Annotated in this window: 2 protein-coding genes; both read left to right on the forward strand. The window is 60.3% G+C overall.

The annotated features are described in order from the left end of the window. Positions 1 to 13: 13 nt before the first annotated feature. Positions 14 to 550 (forward strand): tetratricopeptide repeat protein, encoded by a 537-nt coding sequence (locus tag ACXJ7R_RS32590; protein WP_095090919.1) that lies wholly within the window; start codon positions 14 to 16, stop codon positions 548 to 550. Between the two features lie 306 nt (positions 551 to 856). Beyond that, complete coding sequence (greA, locus tag ACXJ7R_RS32595) at positions 857 to 1330, forward strand: transcription elongation factor GreA (RefSeq protein WP_095090920.1); 474 nt, start codon at positions 857 to 859, stop codon at positions 1328 to 1330. The last annotated feature ends 103 nt before the right edge of the window (positions 1331 to 1433 follow it).

A 1433-nucleotide genomic window follows, 5' to 3' on the forward strand; every position in this document is an offset into this window, starting at 1 on the left:
CAAGGAGGCTTCGATGCATAAAAGAATGCTGATCCAGGCGGCGACTGCCCTTGTCGCACTGCAGTTCCTTGCCGTTCCGGTGTACGCCGCCGGCAGTAGCGGCGGCAGCGACCAGACCGTGACCCAGTGCAAGAAGGGCCAGGTCTGGGACAAGAAGAAGAAAAAGTGCGTCGCACCCCAGGAAGGCATGCTGGATGACGACAGCATCTATGATGCCGGGCATTCGCTGGCGCTGGCCGGGCGCTATGACGAGGCGATCGCCGTGCTCAGCCTCGCTGCCAACAAGCAGGATCCGCGCATCCTCAATTATCTCGGCTATTCGCACCGCCATTCCGGCCGCGTCACCGTCGGCCTCGGCTATTATGAGGAAGCGCTGCGCATCGACCCCAACTACACGCTGGTGCGCGAATATCTCGGCGAAGCGCATCTGCAGATCGGCGATCTGGCCGGTGCCCAGCAGCAGTTGATGGAAATCGAGAAGCGGACCGGCAAGGGTTCGCGCGAATACGGTATGCTGTCCGAGCAGATCGACCATTTCATGCGGAGCTGATTTCGGCGCCCAATATTTCTCAATCCGGCCGCGAGCGATCGCGGCCGGATTTTTTGTTGCCGGCCATCGCCGGTTCGCATCTGCCGCGACAGCATTTGCGAAAGCAGCGACGGCATTTGTGAAAGCCGGAGAACATTTTCGCAAAACCGATTTTTGGGCGTGAAAAACCCGCGAAGATTGCTATATTCAGGGAAATTGCGGTGAAACGGTTCCGTTAGCCCGAGGCTCTCGGACCGTTTTCTTTTTGTACCCATCGACAAGGCTTTCCCCGAAACGCGGGGGTGGCAGCAGGAAAGGTCAGGCATCATGAACAAGGTCCCGATGACAGGCGAGGGGTTCGCGTCATTGAAGGAAGAGCTGCGCTGGCGTCAGCAGGAAGAGCGGCCGCGCATCATCGAGGCGATCTCCGAGGCGCGCTCGCACGGCGACCTTTCCGAAAATGCCGAATACCATGCCGCAAAAGAGGCGCAGAGCCTCAATGAGGGCCGGGTCAACGAGCTTGAGGATTATATCGCGCGCGCCGAAGTGATCGATGTCAGCAAGCTCAGCGGCGACAAGGTCAAGTTCGGCGCCACCGTGGTGCTGGTCGACGAGGACACCGAGGAAAAGAAGACCTACCGGATCGTCGGCGACCAGGAAGCCGACGTGAAGTCTGGCCGCATCTCGATCTCCTCGCCGATCGCGCGCGCGCTCATCGGCAAGGAAGTCGGCGACGCCATCGAGGTCAACGCGCCAGGCGGCGCAAGGGGTTACGAGATCGTCCAGGTGCAGTTTATCTAGGGGTCCGAAGCGAGGGCCTTTGTATCAATCCCAAACGCCCCGCTGCCCCTCATCTGGCCGCCGCCATCTTCTCCCCGTGAACGGGGAGAAGGACGCCTTCATC

This window comes from Mesorhizobium sp. P5_C1 (genome assembly GCF_054049815.1).